The following is a 17,106-nucleotide window of genomic DNA, read 5'->3' as shown; positions in this document are numbered from 1 at the left end:
TGTTCGGTTGGGGCTACGTGCGGTAGATGTTGATGGTGTTGGCTTGCAGGATATCCCGCTCGCCCGACGCCACCAACGCCCCCTTGCGACGCTCGTGCAGCACCGACGTGGTGAAGCGGAGTTCAAACATCCGCTTGCCGATGCCCGACTCGCTCAGGATCTCCGGCAAGATCATCTTCACGTCGTGGTTGCTGCCGTTTACGACGATCAGGCCCCTGATCTCGCTGTCTTCATGGCCCATCAGCAGTTGGACCGAGCGGACGTTGGGGTCGTTCCAGCGGGCCGGAGTCATCCGTTTGCCCTTGTCATCGAACCACTGCAGGCTCGTCTCATTCGCCTGGCCAGGGAAGCTGTCCGGCTGGTGCCGCAGGAACCACCTGCGAAGCCTGACCAGCTCCCGTGTGGTCCGGAACATGGCGTTGGCTTCCTGCGTGCGGCTCCAGTCCAGCCAGGCCGTGGGGTTGTCCTGGCAGTAAGCATTGTTGTTGCCCTGCTGTGTTCGGCCAAGCTCGTCACCGGCCGTGATCATGGGGACACCGAAGGACAGCAGCAACGTGGCCATCAGGTTGCGGATGGACAAGGAACGGGCGGCAACAATCGCCTCATTCTCGCTGCGGCCCTCCACGCCGTGGTTGTAGCTCCGGTTGTCGCCGTGCCCGTCGCGGTTCTGCTCACCGTTGGCCTCATTGTGCTTACGGTCGTAGCTGACCAGGTCCTTCAACGTGAAGCCATCGTGGGCCGTGATGAAGTTGACTGAGGCCAGGCGCGTCCGCCCGGACGAGGCAAAGAGATTGGCTGAACCGGCCATGAGCTCGGCTAACGACGCCACGGAACCACCCTGGCCACCGGCCTCAATGGCTGCGCGGTCGGACAGCCAGAAGCTGCGTACGCCGTCGCGGAAGTGGTCATTCCAGTCCGACCAGCCCTGCGGGAAGCGGCCTGTCTGCCAGCCGCCATAGCCTACATCCCACGGCTCGGCGATGAGCTTTACCTCAGACAACACCGGGTCCTCGGCAATGGCTTGCAGGAATGGGTGCTGCGGGTCGAATGTGTTCCCCGCGTCACGGCACAGGGTCACCGCAAGGTCGAAGCGGAAACCGTCCACGTGGAAGTCGTTCACCCAGTAACGCAAGGAATCCAGGGCAAGGTCCACTACCACCGGATCGCTGAAGTCCAACGTGTTTCCGCAGCCGGTGGTGTCCAGGTAGCGTCCGTGGGCGTCGTGCCGGTAGTAGCGCTTCTCAGCCAACCCCCGGAAGCTGATGGCGGGCCCGTCAGGTCCTGCCTCGGCTGTGTGGTTGTACACAACATCGAGGATCACCTCGATGCCGGCCGCATGCAGCAACTTGATCATGCCCTTGAGCTCATCCTGCACTGCGTGCGGGCCGGCGCTCCGGGCAGCCTCGGTGGCGTAGTCGGCATGCGGGGCAAAGAATGCCGCCGTGTTGTAGCCCCAGTAGTTGGTCATGCCAAGGTCCTGCAGGTGCGCCTCATCCAAGTGGAAGTGGATGGGCAACAACTGAACCGCGGTAATCCCCAGCTCCGTGAGGTGCTGGATCATGACAGGATGCGCCATTCCCGCGTACGTGCCGCGGAGGTGCTCCGGGATGTCCGGGTGAAGCATCGTCTGCCCGCGGACGTGGGCTTCATAAATCACGGACGTCCGCATGGGTGTCTTTGGCGGCTGGTCGTCGCCCCAATCAAAGCTGTTGTCCATGTAGACGCTCGTGAGGAACTCGCCCCGCTGGTCCACAGCGCGACCGTAGGGGTCGAGCAGCAGCCCGGTCCCGCCGTCGTCGTCCAGGTCCAAAGCAGGAACCGGCATGGGGAGGCCAGCCTCTGCGGGTGCCTCGCGGAAACCATAACGGGTGCCGGGCGGCATTCCGGCGATCAGCCCGAAATGCACGCCATCTTCCACGTTGGGAAGAACCTGCGCGCGCCATGGGGCACCCGGGGACTGGAAGGCAACCTCCACCCGCTCCAAGTCAGGCGCGAAGACGGCCACATTCACTTCATGGTCCTGCGCATCCGTCGCACCGGAAAGGCCGGGCTGGGGCGTGCTCAGTCCGAGGGGCCGGGGCCGCGACGCATCGACGGCAGCTTCTGTGTCAAAGATAGGCATAACCATTGATTGCAAGTTTAGTTCCACGCCCACTATGTGCCGCGTCCGGCGCTCATGTGACGACGTTCGGCCCAGTGAATTCATTACTTGGCATACTGGAACGGAGACAACTGGAGGTTCAATGGTGCGCGTTGCACTCGCCCAAGTCATCACCGGCCGGGATCTGACCGAAAATCTGCGGCTCCTGGAGGAGTACGCCCGCCGCGCCAAGGAGGGCGGAGCCGGGCTTGTGGTTTTCCCGGAGGCCATGATGCGCGCGTTCGGGAACTCGCTGTTGGACATCGCCGAACCCCTCGACGGACCGTGGGCCAGCCACGTGCGCGCCCTCGCTGAGGAGCTTGATGTGGTGATCGTCGCGGGTATGTTCACACCCGGCGCTCCCTCCGAGGCGGGTAATCCGCGGGTGCGGAACACGCTTCTGGTCACCGGGCCCGGCGTCGAGGCCAGTTACGACAAGATCCACCTCTTCGACGCGTTCGGCTTTGCGGAATCGGACACCGTTGAGGCCGGTACAGACCCGGTGACGTTCGACGCCGGCGGCGTCACCTTCGGTTTGGCCACCTGCTACGACATCCGGTTTCCTGCACTCTTCACGGCCAACGCCCAACGCGGCGCCGTGGTGAACATCGTGTCCGCGTCATGGGGATCAGGACCCGGCAAGGCCGAGCAATGGCAGCTTCTGGCCAGGGCCCGCGCCGTGGACACCACCACGTTCGTGCTCGCTTGTGGCCAGGGGGACCCCGCCACCCAAGGCATCGAAGCCAAAGGCACCGCGCCCACGGGAGTCGGGTACTCCGCCGTCGTATCCCCCTTTGGCCAGGTCCTGGAGGCGCTCGAAAGCGAGCCCGGCCTCATCTTCGCCGACCTCGACCCCGCCGACGTCGAAGAAGCCCGCCAAAAACTTCCCGTCCTGGCCAACCGCCGCGACTTCTAGCCCTCCCTCACATCCCTACCCCTCCCGGCCGTCCCTCTCTCACATCCCTACCCCTTGAGCCCAACGCTCCTCCACATCGCGGCGAGAACTGAGCGAGCGTCCACACCAAACAGGCGGAACGTGAGAGAGCGTCCACCCCAAACTGGCGGGACGTGAGAGAGCGTCCACCCCAAACAGGCGGGACGTGCGAGAGCGTCGGGTCGAGGCGCACGAAAGGCGCCACGAGAGCCATCACGAGGATGGCGCTTGCGGCGCCTTGGGGCCTACTTGGCGGAACGCTGCCTCGATACTTCGTACAGCGAGATTCCCACGGCCATGGATGCGTTGAGCGACTCCATGGACGAGTCAATCGGGATGGACACGATCTGGTCGCAGTTTTCGCGGACCAAACGGCTCAGGCCCTTGCCTTCGGAGCCAACCACGATGCACACCGGTTCGGTGGCTACGGTGAGGTCGGGCAACGAAACATCGCCGTCGCCGTCCAGGCCCAGGACGTAGATGCCCATGTTCTTGAACTGCTTGAGCGCGTTGTTGAGGTTCGACGCGCGGGCCACGGGCACGCGGACAGCGGCACCGGCGCTGGTCTTCCAAGCGGACGCTGTGACGCCGACGGAGCGACGCTCGGGGACGATCACGCCGTGGCCGCTGAACGCGGAGACGGAGCGGATGATCGCGCCGAGGTTGCGGGGGTCGGTGATGCCGTCGAGGGCCACGAAGATGGGGGCGTTGGAGATGTGCCCCTTCTTCCATTTGGCGATGGTTTCGTCGGCGAGGTCGTACGCGTCCTGGTATTCGTAGGGCGGGATCTGCAGTACGAGCCCCTGGTGGACGGCGTCCTCGGTCAGGCGGTCGAGCTCGGGCTTGCCGGTTTCGAGCAGCGGGATACCGCGCTCGGCTGCGAGCTTCAGGGATTCCTTGACGCGGTCGTCCATCTCAATGCGGATGGCTACGTGCAGCGCCTTGGCCGGGATACCCGCGCGGAGGGCTTCGACCACGGAGTTGCGTCCAGTAACCAGTTCTTCCGTCGCGCGGCCCTTGGGACCTGAGCGTGCGCCTGAGCCCGGACGTGCCGGCCCGCGCTTGGCGGCCGAGCGCTCCGCGAGCTGCTTGTTCTTGAATGCCTTGTGGTAGGTGCGGTCCTCCGCCTTGGGCGTAGGACCCTTGCCTTCCAGGGCCTTGCGGCCGTGGCCACCGGTTCCGGTGGTGGGGCCCTTCTTCTGCTTGACCGACCGGCGACCATTATTGGCCATGAGATTCCATCCTTGATTTCGTGAGTAAGTCTGGAATCAAGTCTACTGACCCAATGCAATTCGGCCGTCGAGGCCCCTTGTCAGTCGCGCTTCAGGCTCCAGGTAGCGCCGTCCGCACCATCTTCGACGACGACGCCGGCGGCAGCGAGCGTGTCACGGATGGCATCGGATGCTGCCCAGTCCTTGCTGGCCCTCGCTGCTGCGCGCGCCTGGAGTTGGGCTTCCACCAGGACTTCCAGCGCGGCGTGCTCCCGGCCCCGGGTAGCTTCGGGCTGGGTGACGGAATCCAGGCCAAGGACCTCTGTCATGGACATCACGGAATCAAGCGCAGCCTTGGTCGCCTCGAGGTCACCGGAGGCCAGCGCAGTGTTCCCAGCGCGGACGGTTTCGTGCAGCACACCGAGCGCCTGGGGCACGTTGAGGTCGTCGTCCATGGCGGCAATGAAGGCAGCGGGCATGGCACTTTGGGGTGCGATCTCGACGGCGTCCCGGCCCACCTTTGCCGTGGCCTTGGAGATGAACCCGTCAATGCGTTCCACGGCCGCGGCGGCTTCCTGGAGCGACGTGGGCCGGTAGTCCAGGACGGAGCGGTAGTGTGCTTGGCCGAGGTAGTAGCGGACCACGCGTGGTGAGGCGAGCTCCAGCATTTCGGCGGGGCTTACGGTGTTGCCAATGGACTTGGACATCTTTTCGCCTTCGAAAGTGACCATGCCGTTGTGCATCCAGAAGTTGGCGAACTCGTCCCCTGCAGCTTGGGACTGCGCCATCTCGTTCTCGTGGTGCGGGAAGCGGAGGTCCAGTCCTCCACCGTGGATATCGAAACGCGTGCCCAGGTACTTGGTCACCATGGCGGAGCACTCGAGGTGCCAGCCAGGACGGCCCGCACCCCACGGCGAATCCCACTTCGCGGTGACAGGCTCGCCTTCCTTGTAACCCTTCCACAGCGCGAAGTCGCGGGCGTCGCGCTTGCCCCGAGGGTCGGCGTCGGCGGCGCCTTGCATGTCATCAATGTTTTGCCGCGTCAGCGAGCCGTACTTGCTCCACGAGCGGACATCGAAGTAGACGTCCCCGGAGTCGTCCAGCGCAGGATAGGCGTGTCCCCGGTCGATGAGCCGCTGGATGAGTGCGTGCATCTCCGGGATATGTCCGGTTGCACGGGGCTCGTAGGTGGGCCGCTGGACGCCCAGGGATTCGTAGGCTTTCTCGAATTCCTGCTCGTACCGGTAGGCCAAAGCCCACCATTCCTCGGCATGCTTGGCCGTGGGTTCAGCGTCCCAGTCCGGGCCAAACGACTGCTGGGACTTGGCCAGGATCTTGTCGTCAATGTCGGTGACGTTGCGCACCACGGTGACGCGGAGGCCGCGGAATTCCAGCCAACGGGTCAGCTGGTCGAAAGCGATGGCGGACCGGACGTGACCCACGTGTGGCATTCCCTGGACGGTGGCTCCGCAGTAGTAGACGCTGGCCTTGCCGTCTTCGAGGGGAACGAAGTCGCGGACTTCGGCGGAGGCGGTGTCATAAAAGCGCAGGGTCACCGCTCCAGATTAGCCGATGACGCGGCATGACCTGCCTACTTGCAGTATTCGCCGATCTTGTTGAACTGCACCTTGAGCTTTTCCTGTTGCTCCTGGGTGGCCGCCCCCAGCGACGAGGCAGCAGCCTTGTCCATGATCGCGGCCATTTCCTTGATGGGATCGGCAATCTCCGGGGCCAGCTTGTCCCCCAGCTCGTGGTAGTGCTCAGCGAGCTGCTTCGACTGCTGTTGTTGGTTGCCGTCCGGTTTGAAGGCGTCACCGTTCAGGAAGTCGCAACTGGCCTTCACGTCCATCTTTGGCGCCCCTGCACAGCCGCCCAGCAGGAGCACGGCGGCAAGCCCTGCGGACAGCAGCACGGCGGGACGTACGACGCCGGTAGGTGACTTAGGCATGCGGCGCACCTTTCGCGGGTCCCGGGTGGGGGCTGGCAGCCGGGTAGACGAGGGCAGTGGCGACGGCGGAGATACCTTCGCCGCGTCCGGTGAAACCCAGACCGTCGCTGGTGGTAGCGGTGACACTGACCGGAGCGTTGGCGGCCTGGCTCAGGACCCGTTGGGATTCCTCGCGCCGGGGGCCGAACTTTGGTCGGTTGGCGACGAACTGGACGGCTACGTTGCCGATTTCGAAGCCTGCCTCGCGCACGATCCGGGCGGCTTCTCCGAGAAGCTTGACCCCCGACGCCCCGGCGTACTCGGGGCGGTCCGTGCCGAAGTGCGTTCCGAGGTCGCCGATGCCACAGGCGGAGAAAAGCGCGTCCGCAGCTGCGTGGGCGACGCAATCGCCGTCGGAATGGCCTGACAGCCCTTGCTCACCCTCCCAAAGAAGCCCGCCCAACCAGAGCGGCTGGGGGTCGTCGTCAGGGGCAAAGGCGTGGACATCGATGCCGATGCCGGTCCGGGGCAGCAGCATGTTCTCGGCAGCCACTATCCCTCCACCCACCGGATGCCGAGGGGACCCTCGAGCAGGCCTTCAGCGATGATGAGGTCCAACGGCGTCGTGATTTTCAGTGATTGGCTGGCCCCGCGAACGGCGTGAACGGGGACGCCCAGGAGTTCGACGAGCATAGCGTCGTCGGTGACGGCCGCGGCCTGCTTCCCGTCGAAGAGCCCGGCAGCCTCGTGGGCGCGGAGCAACGTAGCCAGTTCAAAGCCCTGCGGGGTCTGTACGGCGCGGAGCTCTTCGCGGGGAGCCGTGCCGGTGACCAATTCAGGGGCGATCAAGGCATCCGCACCGTCGGTCCCGGCGACCGTCTTGATCGTGTCGACCACGGGCATTGTGGGGATGACGGCTTTAGCGCCTGCGGCCAAGGCCTCGGCCACCCGCTCGAAGACGCGCTCCGGGGCCAGGGCGCGGGCAGCATCGTGCACGAGGACGAACTCGGTCCCGTCTTCCAAGGCAGCCAAAGCGGCGCGGACGGAATCGGCGCGGGTCGATCCGCCGTCGACGACTGAAATTTCAGGGCCACCGTCAACGAGGTCAACGGTGAATTCGGCGATCAGCGCGCGGAGGGCAGTATCGCCCTGGGGCACGGCGACGCAGACCTGGCGTGCGACGTCGGATGCCACCACGCCACGCAGTGCGTGCATCAGGATGGTTTCCCCGCCCAGCGGAACCTGGGCTTTGGGCATGCCGTATCCGAGGCGTTCGCCGGAACCGGCTGCCACCACGATCACGGCCGTAACGGCGCGCTTGGAAGGATGAGTCATGCGCCCAAGGTTATGCGCATTCTGCATGGAATACCCACATGGCGGGCGGGTTCCGTGGAACGGCGCCCACGTTTTTGGGCAAAAAGAAACCCGGCGGCGCTTTCGCACCACCGGGGCTCAATTCTTAGGAAGCCAAGACCTCGTCAAGAACGCTTGCAGCCTTCTCTTCATCCGTCTTCTCAGCCAGGGCCAGTTCTGAAATCAGAATCTGCCGCGCCTTGGCCAGCATGCGCTTCTCGCCTGCGGAAAGGCCGCGATCGTGATCACGACGCCAAAGATCGCGAACGACCTCTGCCACCTTGATGACATCGCCCGAAGCAAGCTTCTCCAGGTTCGCCTTGTAACGACGTGACCAGTTGGTAGGCTCTTCAGTGAACTCGGCGCGGAGAACGTCAAAAACGTGCTCCAAGCCTTCTTTGCCCACTACGTCCCGGACCCCAACAAGGTCAACGTTCTCTGCTGGAACTTCAATGGTCAGATCACCCTGAGCCACCTTGAGCTTGAGATACATCTTCTCTTCGCCCTTGATGGTGCGCATCTTGATTTCCTCAATTTTTGCTGCACCGTGGTGAGGGTAAACTACTGTCTCGCCGACCTCAAAAACCATGTGGACTTTCCCCTTTCCCGCAGATTAGTCTATCACGATTAAGGCATACGACTGGCATCGAATGGGCTCTTCAGCCGCGCCAATACTGGGAAAGAGGCCCAAAAGGGATTCGTCCAACCTCTTGACGTAATCAAGGAAAGATGCTTCGAACAGGGAAGCTGTCGGACAAATCGTTCCCGTTGACTGCGCCACATACGCTCCCCGAATCCTTATTTCGACGGGTTTGCCGATAGGCTATGGCTGAAAAGTGTTCCAATGACTCTTGAGGAGTAGGTGTCGTGCGCAATACTGCGATGAACCCTGTCCAGCGCGGCAAGCTGGCAATTGCGGCGGCTGCAATCGGCGTCGGTCTTCTGTCCGTCACCGGCTGCGGATTCGTCAACGCCCAGCAGACTACCCACCAGTACTCGGCATCGGACGGGATCAAAGCTGATCTCGGCAAGCTGCAGCTGCGCAACATGCTGATTGTTGCTTCGGGCGAGAAGGAATCCGGCCGCGTCATCGGTGCCGTATTCAACCAGTCCGACTCGGACGCAACGCTGACCATCAGCGGAGCGGACGGCGCCCAGACGGAAATCCCCGTCAAGGCAAAGTCGGAGACCTACCTGAACGAGCAAAGCGACGCTGCCGTACTCAGCACGGCCGGCGCTGCACCCGGCGGCCTGGCGAAGGTAACGGTCCGCAGCGGTTCCGATTCCGCCCAGATCAACATTCCTGTTGTCAACGGAACGCTGCCCGAATACAAGAAGTACCTTCCGTCCAGCTCGGCAACGCCTTCGCCGTCCGGATCGGCCACGCCGTCCACCACTGCTACCTCCACGGAGTCGGCAGCAGCCGGCCACTAGCAGGCGGCACACGAAAGCCATACAACAAAGGAAGGGTTCCGCCGCGGCGGAACCCTTCCTTTTGTTTTCTACCCGCCCGTGGGGAGCGAAGGCTTATGGCTCGAACTTGTAGCCCAGGCCCCGTACAGTCACCAGGTAGCGCGGCAGCGAGGGATCGGGCTCGATCTTGCTGCGGAGCCGCTTGACGTGGACGTCCAGGGTCTTGGTGTCCCCCACGTAGTCCGAACCCCAAACGCGGTCGATCAGTTGGCCACGCGTCAGGACCCTGCCGGAGTTCCGGAGCAGCATTTCCAGCAGCTCAAACTCCTTCAGCGGCAGGGACACCTGCTCGCCGTTCACGCTCACCACGTGGCGCTCGATGTCCATGCGGACAGGACCGGCCTGCACGGTGGACGTGATCAGCTCCTCCGGTTCCCCTTGACGGCGAAGGACGGCGCGGACCCTGGCTACAAGCTCACGGGAGGAATAGGGCTTGGTGACGTAATCGTCGGCGCCGAGTTCCAGGCCCACTACCTTGTCGATCTCCGAGTCCTTGGCGGTCAGCATGATCACAGGAACGCTGGAGCGCTGACGCAGTTGGCGGCAGACTTCGGTGCCCGGAGTGCCCGGCAGCTGGAGGTCAAGGAGCACCAGGTCGGCGCCATTCCGATCGAACTCCACCAAAGCGTCGCTGCCGTTGTCCACGACCTCAACGTCGAAACCCTCCTTGCCCAGCAAATAGGAAAGGGGATCGCTAAAGGACTCCTCGTCCTCAACTATCAAAATCCGGCTCAAGCGCTGGCTCCTTGCTCTTGGGCACCGCTGGCGCCCGTTTTTTCACTCGCGTTTTGGCTCGCGTGATGGGGTTCGACGGCGGCCGCGGCCGCCGGAAGTTCGTGCGCCGTTGGCGGCAGGCCGGCGTCGTCGTCCTGGCCTTCCATCTCCGGCAGGCGGACAGTGAACGTGGAACCCTGGCCGGGCTGGGACCAAACGGTCACCTCGCCGCCATGGTTGGAGACCACGTGCTTGACGATGCTCAGGCCAAGGCCCGTACCGCCGGTGTGCCTGGAACGTGCGGCGTCCACGCGGTAGAAGCGCTCGAAGACGCGCTCCTGGTCCTCGGGAGTCAGGCCCTCGCCCTGGTCCGTGACGGAAATGGCCACGACGCCTTCGCGGGTCCTGACGCCGACGCCGACCCGCGTGTTCTCGGGCGAATAGCGGATCGCGTTGTCGATCAGGTTCCGCAGGGCCGTCACCAGGAGGTCGCGGTCACCGAAAACCAGGGACTCGGAATGGCCGCCCACCACGATCTGGATGTTCTTGCTTTCGGCTGGGAGCTGCGAGCGGTCCACGGCTTCGTTGATGACTGTGTTGATGTCCACGGCGTGCCCTTGCTGGGCCACATTGGCGCCCTGCAGGCGGGATAGTTCAATGATGTCCTGGACCAGGGCCGCGAGCCTGCCGGATTCCTTGTGCATGCGCTTGGCAAAGCGCCGCACCGCTTCTTCGTCGTCGGGCGAGGCTTCAAGCGCCTCGGCAAGCAACGAAATGGCGCCCACGGGCGTCTTGAGTTCGTGGGAGACGTTGGCCACGAAGTCGTTCCGGATCTCCTCCGTGCGGGTGATCTCGGTGCGGTCGTCGGCCAGGAGCACGATGTATTCCCAGCCGAGCATGGCAGCGCGGACCTGGACCACGATGGTGCCCTTGCCCAACGGTCCACGCGGAAGCTCGTACTGTTCCTCCAGAATCACGCCATCACGGCGGACCTTCGCGGTCATGTCCAGAAGTTGCTTGTGCACCACGGTGTGACCGCGGACCAGGCCGTAGGCGTAGGCGGCGGGGCTTGCGCGGACCACGCCATCAATGGCGTCCACCACCACGAAGGCACGCCCGACGACGGCAAGGACTTCCGCTGCGCCTTCAGGAAGCAGGGGTTCAGTGACGTCGAGATCGACAATGCTCCGCTGGCGTTCGCTGAGCTTGAATGCGAGCATGCCAAAGACGCCCAATGACAGGCCAACGAGGCCTGCGACGACACCTATGAGCAATGGATCCACGGGTCCAGCTTATGCTGTTGAAACACGGCCGAGCATGGATCCGGGGCCAAACGCGGACGGTTCAACTAACGTTCATCTAAAGGTGCCGAACAGTTCACTGACCCCTGACACAGTTACTGGTTGGACTGTCAATGGTTTTGAGATCCGACCCCCATCATGGGAACGGGATTTCCAAGGAAAGGACGCCTTAGTGCGCAAGGTTTTTCAGGCGGAACTTACCCAGGTAGGTGACGACCTCATCGAGATCTCCAAGCTGGTTCACGAAGCAATCACGAAGGCCACAACATCCTTCGAAGGCGCCGACGTGGATCTGGCCCAGGACGTCATCGCAGCGGACGCCCGCATCGACTTCCTGCAGAACAGCCTCGACGAGCGCGCCATCGACATCCTGGCGTTGCAGGGTCCCGTGGCCAGCGACCTCCGCATGATCGTCGGTTCGCTTCGCATGAGCGCTTCGCTGGAGCGCATGGGCGACCTCGCCCGCCACGTAGCCCAGCTGGCACGCCTCCGTTACCCGGCAACGGTCATCCCCGCGTCAATGACCCAGACCTTCAAGGCCATGGCGCAGCACGACATTGAGATCACCGCGAAGGTCATCGAGCTTCTCGAAACCCGCGATCTTGAGGTTGCCCGCGACATCCTCAAGATCAACATCGCCGTGGACGACCTCCACCTCAGCGTCTTCAAGGCGATCGCTTCCCCGGACTGGACTGAAAGCCCGTCCACCACCGTGGACGTTGCCTTGGCCAGCCGCTACTTCGAGCGCTTCGCTGATCACGGCGTCTCCGTCGCCCGGAAGGTCACCTACCTGGTGACGGGCGAATGGCAGCCCGAGGGCTTCTAGCCTTACAACTGCAGATACGACGGCGGCCGGTCACCTTTCATGAAAGGTGACCGGCCGCCGTCGTTTTGCGGCGCGGCGAAGAACCGCGAAGCTTACTTTTTGCCTTGGTTGGCCACCGCGAGGATGGCCTGGGCTGCTGCTTCGGGGTCGAGGTAGGTTCCGCCCGGGGTGATGGGCTGGAAGTCCTCGTCCAGTTCGTACACCAGCGGGATGCCCGTGGGGATGTTCAGCCCGGCAATGGCTTCGTCGCTGATGCCGTCCAGGTGCTTGACCAGTGCGCGCAGGGAGTTGCCGTGGGCGGTGACCAGGACGGTCTTGCCGGCCTTGAGGTCCTCCTTGATGTCCGATTCCCAGTACGGGAGGAGGCGCACAAGGACGTCCTTGAGGCACTCGGTGCGCGGCAGGGCGTCGCCGAGGTCCGCGTAGCGGGGGTCGTGGGCCTGGGAGAATTCGCTGTCGTCGGACAGGGGCGGCGGCGGAGTGTCGTAGCTGCGGCGCCATTCCATGAACTGCTCTTCACCGAACTCGGCCAGCGTCTGGGCCTTGTCCTTGCCCTGGAGGGCACCGTAGTGGCGTTCGTTGAGGCGCCAGTCGCGCTTGACGGGGATCCAACCGCGGTCGGCCTTGTCCAGTGCCATGTTGGCGGTGTTGATGGCGCGCTTCAGGAGCGAGGTGTAGAGGATATCCGGGAGGATGTTGTTCTCAACCAGGAGTTCCCCACCGCGTACTGCTTCTTTGCGGCCTTGGTCGTTCAGGTCAACGTCCACCCAACCGGTGAACAGGTTCTTGGCGTTCCAGTCGCTGTGGCCGTGGCGCAGCAGAATCAGCTTGTAAGTCATGGTTTTTATCCTAGCCGAGGGGTCCGGTGCCGTGCCGGGCGTTACGGCGTGCGCACCCGTTACACGCTTGGGGCGCGCATCGGACCCGATAAAGTGTTGGCCGTGGTGCAAAAAGCGGAACGGGTGGGCTCTCCCCGGAGTCGGGGCGGGAAACCCGTTGGCAACATCACCCGTGGCACCACCAACCCCAACCGGATGCGCCGCCTGGATCGTTGGCTGGCCGGGCCGCAGGCGTGGCGGCTCCGCGCCGCCGTCGAGCCCTTGGTGGTGGACCTGGGCTACGGCGCTTCGCCAACCACCGCCGTCGAGCTTTTTGAACGGCTCCAGGCCGTCCGCCCGGATTTGCGGGTCTGCGGGATCGAGATCGAACCGGAGCGGGTGCGGACCGCGAAGGCCCTCGAACGGCCAGGGCTGAGCTTCCACGTGGGCGGCTTCGAGCTCCCCGTGCCCGGCAATCCAGTGTTGGTCCGGGCCTTCAACGTGCTGCGGCAATACGAGGAGGCCGACGTCAAAGACATCTGGGCCTTGGTGCAGTCCCGGTTGGCCCCCGGGGGCCTGTTCATTGATGGAACGTGCGATGAAATCGGCAGGCGCGTCACGTGGGTGGCGCTGGATCCGGAGCGACCGTTGAGCTTGAGCTTTTCGGTGCGGTTCGGGAGTTTCGAACTGCCCTCGGAGGTAGCCGAACGGCTGCCCAAGGCGCTCATTCACCGCAACGTTCCCGGCGAACCGGTCCATGCTTTCCTGCAGGCCATGGACAAGGCGTGGCTGGAGGCGGCTCCCCTGGCGTCGTTCGGGAACCGGCAGCGCTGGACGGCTATGTGCCGTTCACTGCACGACGCCGGGTGGCCGCTTCAGGACGGGCCAGCCCGGTGGCGCCTTGGCGAACTTACCGTCGCTTGGGAGGCGGTGGCGCCGAAATAACGCTGTTTACCAGGGGCCGTATGGTCCGACGTTGCGGTTGCCGCCGCTGCCGGCTTCCTTGAGCGCAGGACGGACGTCGGCGAGGTAGACGCACGCTGCCGTGACAGCTGCGATGCCGAACAGGCCAAGCCCGTTGCCTCCAGTGAAGACCGTCAACGCGCCGATGGCGAAAGCGACACCTGTAAGGGCCAGCCAGAACGTCTTGGTGCGCTTGGACGCGGCCACGAACAGCGTGGGCCGGTGCCGCAGGCAGTCCGCGAAAGCCCACACTTCAAGGGCGAGGGCCACCAATCCCAAAATGAAGTAGACCGCGTTGGTGACAATGGCGATCAAGAATTTTCCGTCCACGCCCTTTAGCCTAGCTGTCCAAAGACTTCAGCGCTTGGTCCAGGTCCGACCAGAGGTCCTCGACATTTTCGATCCCGACACTCAACCGGACCAGGTTCTCCGGAACGCTGACCGGCTCAGCCGCGTGCCGGCGTCGACGTTCTATAAGGGACTCCACCCCACCCAACGAAGTGGCGGGGAGCCAAAGCTGCAGGGCACGGACCAGTTCGTCCGCGGCCTCAGCGCCGCTTCGGTGGTGGTCACCGGCGATCTGGATACACAGAATGGAACCGAAGCCCTTCATCTGATCCTTGGCACGCTGGTGGCCTGGATCGGTGGCCAGGCCGGGGAAACGGATGGTTTCCACGCGCGGGTGGGTGCTGAGGCGTTCGGCGAGCGTGGCCGCCGAGGCTTGCGAACGCTCGATCCGCAGCGCCAGCGTGCGCAGGCCGCGCAGGGCCAGCCATGCTTCAAAGGGCCCGGCGATGCCGCCGTGGATGATCCGGTGGTGCAGGAGCGTGGCCCGCAGTTCCGGGTTGGACGTCACCAACGCACCGAGGACAACGTCGGAATGCCCGGCGAGGTACTTGGTTACCGAGTGGAGGACGACGTCGGAGCCAAGGCTCAGTGGCTGCTGCACCAAGGGCGTCGAAAAAGTATTGTCCGTGACGACGAGGGCGCCCACGGCGTGTGCAGCGTCAGTGAGGGCGCGGACGTCGGCGATGCCGAGCATGGGGTTGGTGGGGCTCTCAAGCCAGAGGAGGTTGGCCTTCTTGCCCTCCTCGGGGCTGATCAGGGCCTTGACCGCGTCCGTGTCCGTGATGTCAACGGTCCGCAGCTCCAGGAAGCCTTTCTCCGCCAACTCGGTGGCCATCACCAGTGAGCCCGAGTAGCTGTGTGAAGGCATGACAACTACGCCGCCCGCCGGAACCAGCGAAAGCGCCGAACTGACCGCTGCCAGGCCGGACGCGTAGAGCAGGCCGGGAAGGGACGCACCCTCGAGCTTGGCCAAGGCATCCTCGAAGGGGTCCCACGTGGGGTTGGCGTAGCGTCCGTAGCCGCGGTCACCGTCGTTGAGCGGGCCGGTACCGAAGTATGTGGAGGAAAGGACGATGGGCGGATTCACGGGCTCATCATGGGCGCGCTCCGGGCGGCCGGCAGCCACCACAACGGTTTCCGGAGACAATTCGGCGGCGCGCTGATCGGAGAGGCTCATGGTTTTAGCGTAGCCGCGGCCAAGGCTGTGGATGAAAGGCGTTACGCGCCTTGATGTCGGTGAAGCTCGGTAGGCTAGACGCGTGAGTATTCCGAGAGCAGGTCTTTTTATCGCCTTCGAAGGCGGGGACGGAGCGGGCAAGTCCACGCAGGCCGCCCGGCTCTCTGACGCCCTTGAGTCACGCGGACTTTCCGTGCTTCGCACCCGCGAACCCGGCGGCACTCCCATTGGCGAGAAACTTCGCTCCCTTGTCCTGGACCACGGGCACGGCACTATCGATGCGCGCACCGAAGCCCTCATGTTTGCCGCAGCCCGCGCCGCACACGCCAGCCAGGTCATCCGGCCGGCCCTTGCCGAGGGGACGGTGGTCATCACGGACCGCTACGTCGATTCGTCGGTTGCTTATCAGGGCGCTGGCCGCGGCTTGGGCGCCGAAGGCATTTTGACCCTTAATGAATGGGCCACCGAAGGGCTGCATCCGGACCTGACAGTACTGCTCGACGTCGATCCCGCCGACGGCCGCCAGCGCCGTACCGCAGGGGACGCCGCCGAGGACCGGCTTGAATCGGAACCTGACCAGTTCCACTCCACTATCCGCCACGCCTTCCTGGACCGGGCAGCGGCGGACCCGTCAAGCTACCTGGTACTGCCGGCGAACGCGGACATCGAGTCGCTGGCCGCCAGGATCCTGGACCGGGTGGAGTCGCTGTTGACTGGCCACGTTCCGGATGTGCCTGTTTCGGACGTGCCTGTTTCGGACGTGCTTCCGTGAGTGTCTGGGACGACCTCCAGGGGCAGGCCCCCGTCGTGGCGCAGCTGAAGCAGGCGGCGCAGGGCGAAACCGGCCTCACCCATGCCTGGCTGTTCACCGGTCCCCCGGGGTCCGGCCGTTCCAATGCAGCCAAAGCGTTCGCTGCTGCCCTGAACTGCGAGCAGGACGACGTCACCCGTCGCGGCTGCGGCGAATGCGCAGCCTGCCACACGATCCTGGGCGAGACACACTCGGATGTGACGTTCGTGCGGACCGAAAAAGTCACCATCACCATCGACGAAGCCCGCGAACTCGTGTCCAAGGCCGGAGACCGGCCAGCCACGGGCCGTTGGCGGATCATTGTGGTGGAGGATGCGGACCGCATGGCGGAGCGCACCACCAACGTGTTGCTCAAGGCCATCGAGGAACCCACGCCACGCACCATCTGGATGCTGTGTGCCCCTTCGCCGGCCGATGTCCTGGTCACTATCCGGTCGCGATGCCGTCCGGTGAGCCTGCGGCTCCCCCCGGCCTCCGATGTCGCGGACCTCTTGGTAAGGCGCGACGGCGTCGATCGCCAACTCGCCGACCGTGCAGCGCGTGCTGCGCAAAGCCACATCGGTATCGCCAGGCGTCTGGCCCGTGACGCCGACGCCAGGGAGCGTCGTTTGGAAACCGTCCGGATTCCCTTGGGGCTCCGGGGCGTCACAGCTGCCGTGATGATGGCCGAGAAACTTGTGAAGATCGCCACCGACGAAGCGAACAGCTCCAATGACGAACGCGACGCGGCAGAGAAGATTGCCCTGCTCGCGAGCCTTGGTGCCCCGGAATCCGGAACGCTGCCGCCCTCCATGCGCAGCCAGGTCAAACAGCTTGAGGATGACCAAAAGCGCCGCGCCAAGCGCTCCATCACGGACTCGCTGGACCGCACTTTGACGGATTTGCTGTCTTTCTACCGGGACGTGCTGATCATCCAGTTGGGGAACGCCGTGGAGCTGGTCAACGTTGAGCTCAAGGGCGAGTTGGAAGAGTACGCCGGTCGTTCAAGCCCGGAAACCACCCTTGCCCGGATGGACGCCATCAACAAAGCACGTGTCCGCATCACCACCACCAACGTGGCCCCGCTGTTGGCCGTCGAGTCCATGGCTACCAGCCTCATCCAGCAATAGG

Annotated in this window: 18 protein-coding genes; 6 read left to right on the top strand and 12 right to left on the bottom strand. The window is 64.2% G+C overall.

The features are described 5' to 3' along the window. Positions 1–13 precede the first annotated feature (13 nt). Positions 14–2,128: a glycogen debranching protein GlgX gene (gene glgX, locus LRQ04_RS10535; RefSeq protein WP_235520098.1), complete on the bottom strand. Its 2,115-nt coding sequence runs from the start codon at positions 2,126–2,128 to the stop codon at positions 14–16. Positions 2,129–2,246: 118 nt separating this feature from the next. Here glgX and LRQ04_RS10530 point away from each other — a divergent pair, with 118 nt between their 5' ends. Beyond that, positions 2,247–3,056, top strand: a complete 810-nt coding sequence (locus LRQ04_RS10530) for a carbon-nitrogen hydrolase family protein (protein WP_235520119.1) — start codon at positions 2,247–2,249, stop codon at positions 3,054–3,056. Between the two features lie 263 nt (positions 3,057–3,319). Here the strand turns inward: LRQ04_RS10530 and rlmB are convergent, their stop codons facing one another. The 6 genes from rlmB to LRQ04_RS10500 all read right to left on the bottom strand — a co-directional run bounded on the left by rlmB (position 3,320) and on the right by LRQ04_RS10500 (position 8,154). Then, on the bottom strand, positions 3,320–4,306 hold the full coding sequence (rlmB, locus tag LRQ04_RS10525; protein ID WP_235520097.1) for a 23S rRNA (guanosine(2251)-2'-O)-methyltransferase RlmB: 987 nt from the start codon (positions 4,304–4,306) through the stop codon (positions 3,320–3,322). Positions 4,307–4,386: 80 nt separating this feature from the next. Beyond that, complete coding sequence (gene cysS / locus LRQ04_RS10520) at positions 4,387–5,841, bottom strand: cysteine--tRNA ligase (RefSeq protein ID WP_235520096.1); 1,455 nt, start codon at positions 5,839–5,841, stop codon at positions 4,387–4,389. Positions 5,842–5,876: 35 nt separating this feature from the next. Continuing rightward, a complete protein-coding gene (locus LRQ04_RS10515) occupies positions 5,877–6,233 on the bottom strand; it encodes a hypothetical protein (RefSeq protein WP_235520095.1) in 357 nt (118 codons plus the stop codon). Then, positions 6,226–6,750, bottom strand: coding sequence for a 2-C-methyl-D-erythritol 2,4-cyclodiphosphate synthase (ispF, locus tag LRQ04_RS10510; RefSeq protein WP_235520118.1), 525 nt, complete (start codon positions 6,748–6,750; stop codon positions 6,226–6,228). Before ispF ends, LRQ04_RS10515 begins: the two co-directional genes overlap by 8 nt. Before the next feature lie 14 nt (positions 6,751–6,764). Next, positions 6,765–7,547, bottom strand: a complete 783-nt coding sequence (ispD, locus tag LRQ04_RS10505) for a 2-C-methyl-D-erythritol 4-phosphate cytidylyltransferase (protein WP_235520094.1) — start codon at positions 7,545–7,547, stop codon at positions 6,765–6,767. A 124-nt stretch (positions 7,548–7,671) separates the two neighbouring features. After that, on the bottom strand, positions 7,672–8,154 hold the full coding sequence (locus LRQ04_RS10500) for a CarD family transcriptional regulator (RefSeq protein WP_011690592.1): 483 nt from the start codon (positions 8,152–8,154) through the stop codon (positions 7,672–7,674). A gap of 293 nt (positions 8,155–8,447) precedes the next feature. On the opposite strand from LRQ04_RS10500, the gene LRQ04_RS10495 reads away from it, so the two are divergent. Further along, entirely contained in the window at positions 8,448–8,999 is a 552-nt protein-coding gene (locus LRQ04_RS10495) for a hypothetical protein (protein ID WP_235520117.1), read from the top strand. 93 nt (positions 9,000–9,092) lie between these two features. Here LRQ04_RS10495 and LRQ04_RS10490 read toward each other — a convergent pair whose 3' ends face one another. Together LRQ04_RS10490 and LRQ04_RS10485 are read right to left on the bottom strand one after the other, a co-directional pair. Continuing rightward, entirely contained in the window at positions 9,093–9,773 is a 681-nt protein-coding gene (locus LRQ04_RS10490; protein ID WP_211711390.1) for a response regulator transcription factor, read from the bottom strand. Next, complete coding sequence (locus tag LRQ04_RS10485; RefSeq protein WP_235520116.1) at positions 9,770–11,026, bottom strand: cell wall metabolism sensor histidine kinase WalK; 1,257 nt, start codon at positions 11,024–11,026, stop codon at positions 9,770–9,772. The genes LRQ04_RS10490 and LRQ04_RS10485 overlap by 4 nt, the downstream gene beginning before the upstream one ends. Positions 11,027–11,225: 199 nt before the next feature. On the opposite strand from LRQ04_RS10485, the gene phoU reads away from it, so the two are divergent. Then, on the top strand, positions 11,226–11,879 hold the full coding sequence (gene phoU / locus LRQ04_RS10480) for a phosphate signaling complex protein PhoU (protein WP_235520093.1): 654 nt from the start codon (positions 11,226–11,228) through the stop codon (positions 11,877–11,879). Positions 11,880–11,971: 92 nt separating this feature from the next. Here phoU and LRQ04_RS10475 read toward each other — a convergent pair whose 3' ends face one another. Then, positions 11,972–12,718 (bottom strand): phosphoglyceromutase, encoded by a 747-nt coding sequence (locus LRQ04_RS10475; protein ID WP_235520092.1) that lies wholly within the window; start codon positions 12,716–12,718, stop codon positions 11,972–11,974. Between the two features lie 102 nt (positions 12,719–12,820). On the opposite strand from LRQ04_RS10475, the gene LRQ04_RS10470 reads away from it, so the two are divergent. Further along, positions 12,821–13,642, top strand: coding sequence for a class I SAM-dependent methyltransferase (locus LRQ04_RS10470; protein ID WP_235520091.1), 822 nt, complete (start codon positions 12,821–12,823; stop codon positions 13,640–13,642). A 6-nt stretch (positions 13,643–13,648) separates the two neighbouring features. Here LRQ04_RS10470 and LRQ04_RS10465 read toward each other — a convergent pair whose 3' ends face one another. After that, positions 13,649–13,990: a DUF2516 family protein gene (locus LRQ04_RS10465; protein WP_235520090.1), complete on the bottom strand. Its 342-nt coding sequence runs from the start codon at positions 13,988–13,990 to the stop codon at positions 13,649–13,651. Positions 13,991–14,000: 10 nt separating this feature from the next. Beyond that, positions 14,001–15,185: a PLP-dependent aspartate aminotransferase family protein gene (locus tag LRQ04_RS10460; protein WP_235520089.1), complete on the bottom strand. Its 1,185-nt coding sequence runs from the start codon at positions 15,183–15,185 to the stop codon at positions 14,001–14,003. A gap of 82 nt (positions 15,186–15,267) precedes the next feature. Between LRQ04_RS10460 and tmk the strand changes: the two genes are divergently transcribed. Both tmk and LRQ04_RS10450 read left to right on the top strand, forming a co-directional pair. Further along, the gene (tmk, locus tag LRQ04_RS10455; RefSeq protein WP_235520088.1) at positions 15,268–15,957 is read left to right on the top strand and encodes a dTMP kinase; all 690 of its coding nucleotides are present in this window, start codon (positions 15,268–15,270) and stop codon (positions 15,955–15,957) included. Further along, positions 15,954–17,105, top strand: coding sequence for a DNA polymerase III subunit delta' (locus LRQ04_RS10450; protein ID WP_235520087.1), 1,152 nt, complete (start codon positions 15,954–15,956; stop codon positions 17,103–17,105). Before tmk ends, LRQ04_RS10450 begins: the two co-directional genes overlap by 4 nt. Position 17,106: the final 1 nt, after the last annotated feature.

It is taken from the genome of Paenarthrobacter sp. AR 02 (genome assembly GCF_021538675.1).
In the GTDB taxonomy this organism is placed as follows: Bacteria; Actinomycetota; Actinomycetes; order Actinomycetales; family Micrococcaceae; genus Arthrobacter.
This window is presented reverse-complemented; position numbering and strand designations above follow the sequence as displayed.

Bases quoted from the DNA above. Each gene is read 5' to 3' on its own strand.
- glgX (WP_235520098.1), bottom strand. From the start codon at position 2,128: ATGGTTATGCCTATCTTTGACACAGAAGCTGCCGTCGATGCGTCGCGG.
- rlmB (WP_235520097.1), bottom strand. From the start codon at position 4,306: ATGGCCAATAATGGTCGCCGGTCGGTCAAGCAGAAGAAGGGCCCCACC.
- LRQ04_RS10515 (WP_235520095.1), bottom strand. From the start codon at position 6,233: ATGCCTAAGTCACCTACCGGCGTCGTACGTCCCGCCGTGCTGCTGTCC.
- ispF (WP_235520118.1), bottom strand. From the start codon at position 6,750: ATGCTGCTGCCCCGGACCGGCATCGGCATCGATGTCCACGCCTTTGCC.
- ispD (WP_235520094.1), bottom strand. From the start codon at position 7,547: ATGACTCATCCTTCCAAGCGCGCCGTTACGGCCGTGATCGTGGTGGCA.
- LRQ04_RS10500 (WP_011690592.1), bottom strand. From the start codon at position 8,154: ATGGTTTTTGAGGTCGGCGAGACAGTAGTTTACCCTCACCACGGTGCA.
- LRQ04_RS10495 (WP_235520117.1), top strand. From the start codon at position 8,448: ATGAACCCTGTCCAGCGCGGCAAGCTGGCAATTGCGGCGGCTGCAATC.
- LRQ04_RS10475 (WP_235520092.1), bottom strand. From the start codon at position 12,718: ATGACTTACAAGCTGATTCTGCTGCGCCACGGCCACAGCGACTGGAAC.
- LRQ04_RS10460 (WP_235520089.1), bottom strand. From the start codon at position 15,185: ATGAGCCTCTCCGATCAGCGCGCCGCCGAATTGTCTCCGGAAACCGTT.